Genomic DNA, 5,309 nt, shown 5'->3' with positions numbered 1-5,309 from the left:
AATGTTTCAGGTCGTACAGTAATACGGGTTGCTAAAAAGTTGGCAAGTGAGCGTTCAGCGGGGTAAGAAGCTTAGCGCGTTCAGCGGGGTAAGAAGCTTAGCGTACGTTTTCGTTCCATTGGGCTTCAGACCCCGATAATGGTCCATTTCACCGACATCTGTTTCAAACTTATCCCTATCGCTTAAAATCATGTTTGTGAGTTTATCGTGTCGCTCTGTCATACCTTTAGAGCATAAAATTAAGAATCTGTTTGATGGCTTAGTTTCGCAGCTAACTAATATTGGGAGTTCATTTTTGTGGTTTGGCACAGGGATATACACCTTTCTAATATCAGAATCCTCTAATATTTCATGTGTACCACTGCCTTCCAGAAAGCTGGCTATCTTCTTCAACATCTGGCTCACGATATCATTCCTTTGTTCAATTATTATTCTACGTTTTGACATTCGTTCATCATACTCTTCTTGTTTAGACTCGATATGCCTAGTCAATTGGTCCCTGTTTAAATATGGTAGAAAATCATTGAAAGTACATTTCACGCTCATGGTGCCAGGGCGTAGCCCTAGTTTAGTTTCAATTCTGGTTGCTAACTTTTTTCCTAGCATACGGGATTTATTGGGCCCTAAATGATTGTTCAAATGACAACCTAGCTCTGAGTTCAATTTGCTAATATTGCCATTCCCTATAAGGGTCAATAGGATCTCTAAATTCCTAGATCTGGCAAGCTTGTCAATTGGGAGGTTATCATCAATTGTTGGGTCTACATTTATGGTAGAAATGGCCTCATCAAGTTGTCCAATAGGCATACCGAGCTTTGTTTCTATGTTTCTAGCTAGTCTGTGACTGATGTTCTTCTGAGGCTTGGATCTGTGGCTGAGATAACTGGCCAAGTGAGGCATATCTAAATGTCTACATAAGTTCTGAATCTTACGGTTGTAGTCTTGGTTGACTATACGCATAAGGTTTTGGTGTCGATTCTCGTGATAGATTTCAGTAGTGTCGAATTTGATATCCATTCAATCACCAATCAATAACGTATTGTTGAAATGGTGTCTTCTATCAAATCTCGTTCTATATCGCTTTCAGCTTGATTTAAATACTTCTCGAGAATATCAATATTAAGTGTACTCAAGTGTCTTCTGTAAAGCTTGCGTCTCAATTCTTTGCGTTCAGCATAAATTGGGTATAGCCCCTGGATAAGGATACCAAGAAGAAGAATTACTATATAAAGCAGATTAAAAGACTCTAATTGAGAGAATCGCCATGCAGCTAAACCTACAATTGTTAGAGAAAATGCCAATATAACTATTCTTCTGGTGAACTGCCCCCATTCTGGTGAAAATACAGAGTCTTTGTAATGCATCATATTATTACCTCCTAGATGTATAAGAAATTGTCCATTGTCCATGTGTCTGGATGTGTTGAAGGGAGTGATTGAGATTCGAATATTGCATCAATGGTTGACCAACCTAGCTCAACTCCGTCCTCAAAATGGGTAGAAAATGCAATGTACATCCAACTTGCGACAGTAAATCGTGCTGCTGCTGTAAATTCAATCTTCAACAAATCGAGTTCGCTTGAGGTACTTACCATGTAAGTATTGGTACTTCTAACGCGATAACACCCTGATAACCTGTCAAGTAGTGGTGTTAGGTTAGGTTCTTTCTTGGCGAGCTTAATCATATCTTTCAAAGACAAAATACAATTGAGCTCTTTTAAACCAACCCTAGTCCATTCTTTAACTTTGCAAATTTGTTCAATTCTGTTTCTTTCGAAAGAGATCCAGAGAGGATCATACCTTCCCATACTTTCAATTAATTTATAGGTTGAAAGTAATTCTTCTAAACTAGCAGAGCATGCCCTTTCGATGTTCGTTGATGTATTGCGCTTAGCAGTACATCTTGTTTTAGTTACTGCGCTTTCCAATCTTGAGTCTCCTAGTTCAAATATTCTCAGTTACAACACTTTTATCGCGAGGATTTGTCTTACGCCGTTATCTGATCGCGATGTCAGTTCAATATTTTCGAATGTCGGTACTGGAAGTCTGTGTATAGCCGCCTCTATTAGTTTCAAGCCGAAAAGGTACTTACCACTAGTAATTGAGTTAATATGATGGTTTGTCATTTTTTCTAAATGACTGACTATCAAATGTTCTAGTTGATAGAGAGTATCAAGCACCTGCAGATCTAGGTTTATCAGGTCGTCATAGTTCTGGAGTGTCATCAACGTGTGTCGATATGGATCTAGAGCACACCTGTACGCATGCTTTTTAAGTAGATATGGATGTATAGGTTTTGGCCACATGACGACTATCTGTTATATCTGCTTTGTACGTTCTAGCCAGCTAGCTAGTGATAGTAGACCACATACCTTGGCCACCACCTCGAAATTGTCTTTGTATGCTCCGCTATTAAAGAAAATCAGGCAAATCAAAGCAGTACAAGATAGTGCTATCAGTAAATACTTTGTTCTAAACATTAGCTTTTCCTCAACCATTCTTAGGCAGTCTAGACTAAACATTGAATAATAGATGTCATTCGCGTATAAAAAACAATACTAATGTTACCATATATTTTAATACGTATGTTAGGAAAACCTCATGCTGAGCTAGTTGATAATTTGATCAACTTAGTTTCCATATGAGCTTTGGTACAAATATTAACGAAGAGTATGATTGATATGATAAAAATTGATAAAGATGAAGTTTTGACAGTCTCCATTGTCTCGCAAAGGCTTAAAGGCATCATTCCTGAGGATTATAAATGGCCAAATGTACCGGAGGGATATCAATTGGAGTTTATTGTCCATCCCGATGGCACTTTAATCATGGATCTTTTAAATCCTGATAGAGGAATGTTTATTTCAGAAGCCGAAAATGTTCACTTTGAAACACCCCGTACAGTGAAGAACGCCCCCCTTACATGGCAAGACCTAGAAAAGGCTGGTGTTCCTTTTATGTCATGACCTAACTACAACTTGATAGAGCTTTCACAAACAACCTCGTTAAGCACCAAATCAGAATAAATCCCCCTCTATAATAGGAATACTGCATGAAATCTGCGATCCGTCTTAGTCTAAAAGTAATATTGTTTTCGATTACTGTCATAGTGTCGATAATTGGAGGACAAATTAGTCAGCACCTCGCTCATATCAAAGATTCCAGAATGCATACGATCGATACCTGGAACAGGCAACATCCTGAGAACTTACATGTCTCTAGAACATTTATTAATGAATGCCTTAATCGAAAAATGGTAAAGGACACTAGTTCGGACGAACCTTTCTTTGTAAAAGAGGTTTATGGACTGTATGAATGTGGTATTGAAGTCGGAGCGGATGACCTTGTGGAGAAAATCAAAGAGTCAGACAACTCATTGAGTACATTTGCTTGGCCATTATCAGCTTTAACTTAATACTTCGTTTTCAAATATTGAGGTCTAAATCGGACCTCATTTGAACCACTATCGAACAAAAATTAGTCAACTATACACGGTATCCACCACACTTTAAGGTACTCATTGGTGCCTCTCCCCCACCGCTTCGCTCCATCCGCACGTGCTGTAACTATAAGGTCGGCTTCGCCGCCTCTTGAGCATTCTCCCCCCTGGGAGAACCAGCGGCTTCGCCGCTTCTTAGATTGGTAAATACTATTCATATCGATTTATTTCTATCTTTATCTATCCATATCTATGTTTGGCTACGCCAAACTTTTTTCCAGGGGGTCTTAGCAGTGGCGAAGCCACCAAGGAGTAGAAATATTTAGGGCGAAGCCCTTATTCGTTAGCGTCGAAGACGCGAAAGGGAGCTTGATTCTTTGCGAGCGAAGCTCGCTTAATTCGAGTTAAAGCGAGTGAGGTAGTTAAGGTTATTGGTGTCGTAACAGCGGCTTGTGGTGTAGTTTAGGTGGTGGATACCGTGTATATTTATGGTTTGAAGTCCCCGTAGATTTGGGAGAGAAATAAAGTTTCATACTAAATGTTCAAGTAAGCCTGTCAGTACCGTTCTAAATGTCACGCTGACATAAATAAAGATTCATACCAATTGGTACTACCATGTTTCAATCTCACAACAATTGACTATAAAAGTATCATACTGGTTGTCTGACCATCCGCTGGAACACGTATCTGGACAAAAATGTTTTAGAGCTGTGTATTAAAACGTTTTTGTCAGATTAGAAAAAGCATCTTGAAACCTTAAACGCTTGCTATTATTGCATGTGTTCGCAAGATGGTTGTGATATGCTAAGAGATGCATCATGTAGGATTAGAACATAGCTAAAAATTAGTTATTGACGCCATAGTCGTTTGTTAAAGGTCGGTTTTCGCATCTTCCAGAGCCTGTTTTTGAATATTTGCAATAACTTCCTCGGTTAACCCATACTTTGCTGCGACAGTCATTGTGATTGGGTTTAGGATGTCCTCAACCTCATTGAACAACTCTATTGATTTTTCCAACCCTGTAATCATCTTATTACGCCCAGACGCGTTCATAAAATCCATAGCTTTAGCTTGGAAATAACTATGAGCCAAGAAGGGGTTCTAGGGATTTTCCCCTCTAAAGTAACATAGAATGCTACAGGCTTTGTATTATATAGCCTCCAGCTGTGGGTTACTTTCGTTTCCAAGCTTAATCATCCACGATTGGCTTCGTAATTTCACTAATATCAGGCAATTTTCCGGTATTGGTGAAGTTATACGTCCCGCTTAAGTTGATATTTTGCCATGCAACGGGCGAAACAGCACGAGTGATAGCCGCTTTTTCTTCATCACCTGTCGCTTCAAAGTGTCCCAGAAGATGACTCAGTATCGCGGAGTTGAAGTAGATGAGCGCATTGGCAAGCAATCTTGCGCATTCATTCCAGATAGCGATTTCAGACTCGTTTTTGCCACGGAACTGATCACCATTCACCGACGCAATGGCTCGTCTAAGGAAGTGCCATGCTTCTCCCCGGTTCAGGGCACGTTGCACATACTGCCGCAAACTGGCATCGTCGATGTAGTCAAGTAAATATTGCGCTTTAACCAGTCGATTATACTCCGTCAGAGCCTGTAATATTGGGTGTCCAGAAGGGTAACCAGACAACTTTCTTACCAGCATTGCTTGTGTCGTCCGCTTTGTCTGAAGTGACAGAACAATACACCTGATATCTTGCCATCCCGTTGTAATAACATTCGTTCTGATAGGCTTCTTTAGCGCCAGTATGGTGCTGCCTTGTTCACTTTCAGTCACATCAAACAGATCATTGATGACACTACTGAACTGCGCGTATCGCGGTGCAAAACTGTAACCGCATAGATCCAGTAAGGCG

At 40.0% G+C, this 5,309-nt stretch carries 7 protein-coding genes; 2 read left to right on the top strand and 5 right to left on the bottom strand.

The window, feature by feature from the left end; genetic code table 11:
• Positions 1-54: 54 nt before the first annotated feature.
• Genes R7035_RS24915 through R7035_RS24905 form a run of 3 tightly spaced genes read right to left on the bottom strand, consistent with a single transcriptional unit; the run spans position 55 to position 1,927 of the window.
• Complete coding sequence (locus R7035_RS24915) at positions 55-1,017, bottom strand: hypothetical protein (protein WP_318146312.1); 963 nt, start codon at positions 1,015-1,017, stop codon at positions 55-57.
• Between the two features lie 11 nt (positions 1,018-1,028).
• Positions 1,029-1,367 (bottom strand): hypothetical protein, encoded by a 339-nt coding sequence (locus tag R7035_RS24910; RefSeq protein ID WP_025634098.1) that lies wholly within the window; start codon positions 1,365-1,367, stop codon positions 1,029-1,031.
• An 11-nt stretch (positions 1,368-1,378) separates the two neighbouring features.
• Positions 1,379-1,927, bottom strand: coding sequence for a hypothetical protein (locus R7035_RS24905; RefSeq protein WP_025634097.1), 549 nt, complete (start codon positions 1,925-1,927; stop codon positions 1,379-1,381).
• A 744-nt stretch (positions 1,928-2,671) separates the two neighbouring features.
• Here R7035_RS24905 and R7035_RS24900 point away from each other — a divergent pair.
• Together R7035_RS24900 and R7035_RS24895 are read left to right on the top strand one after the other, a co-directional pair.
• Positions 2,672-2,965, top strand: a complete 294-nt coding sequence (locus R7035_RS24900) for a hypothetical protein (RefSeq protein ID WP_025634094.1) — start codon at positions 2,672-2,674, stop codon at positions 2,963-2,965.
• Between the two features lie 86 nt (positions 2,966-3,051).
• Positions 3,052-3,414, top strand: a complete 363-nt coding sequence (locus tag R7035_RS24895) for a hypothetical protein (protein ID WP_025634091.1) — start codon at positions 3,052-3,054, stop codon at positions 3,412-3,414.
• Between the two features lie 894 nt (positions 3,415-4,308).
• Here the strand turns inward: R7035_RS24895 and R7035_RS24890 are convergent.
• Together R7035_RS24890 and R7035_RS24885 are read right to left on the bottom strand one after the other, a co-directional pair.
• The gene (locus R7035_RS24890) at positions 4,309-4,500 is read right to left on the bottom strand and encodes a hypothetical protein (protein ID WP_225455764.1); all 192 of its coding nucleotides are present in this window, start codon (positions 4,498-4,500) and stop codon (positions 4,309-4,311) included.
• 127 nt (positions 4,501-4,627) lie between these two features.
• The coding region (locus tag R7035_RS24885) for a Tn3 family transposase (RefSeq protein WP_206971551.1) at positions 4,628-5,309 on the bottom strand (682 nt) is incomplete at its 5' end.

Origin of the sequence: Vibrio sp. 1731, assembly GCF_033339955.1 — a bacterium.
In the GTDB taxonomy this organism is placed as follows: domain Bacteria; phylum Pseudomonadota; class Gammaproteobacteria; order Enterobacterales; family Vibrionaceae; genus Vibrio; species Vibrio alginolyticus.
This window is presented reverse-complemented; position numbering and strand designations above follow the sequence as displayed.

Coding starts and splice junctions, on each gene's coding strand:
- R7035_RS24915 (WP_318146312.1), bottom strand. CDS start 1,017: ATGGATATCAAATTCGACACTACTGAAATCTATCACGAGAATCGACAC.
- R7035_RS24910 (WP_025634098.1), bottom strand. CDS start 1,367: ATGATGCATTACAAAGACTCTGTATTTTCACCAGAATGGGGGCAGTTC.
- R7035_RS24900 (WP_025634094.1), top strand. CDS start 2,672: ATGATTGATATGATAAAAATTGATAAAGATGAAGTTTTGACAGTCTCC.
- R7035_RS24895 (WP_025634091.1), top strand. CDS start 3,052: ATGAAATCTGCGATCCGTCTTAGTCTAAAAGTAATATTGTTTTCGATT.
- R7035_RS24890 (WP_225455764.1), bottom strand. CDS start 4,500: ATGGATTTTATGAACGCGTCTGGGCGTAATAAGATGATTACAGGGTTG.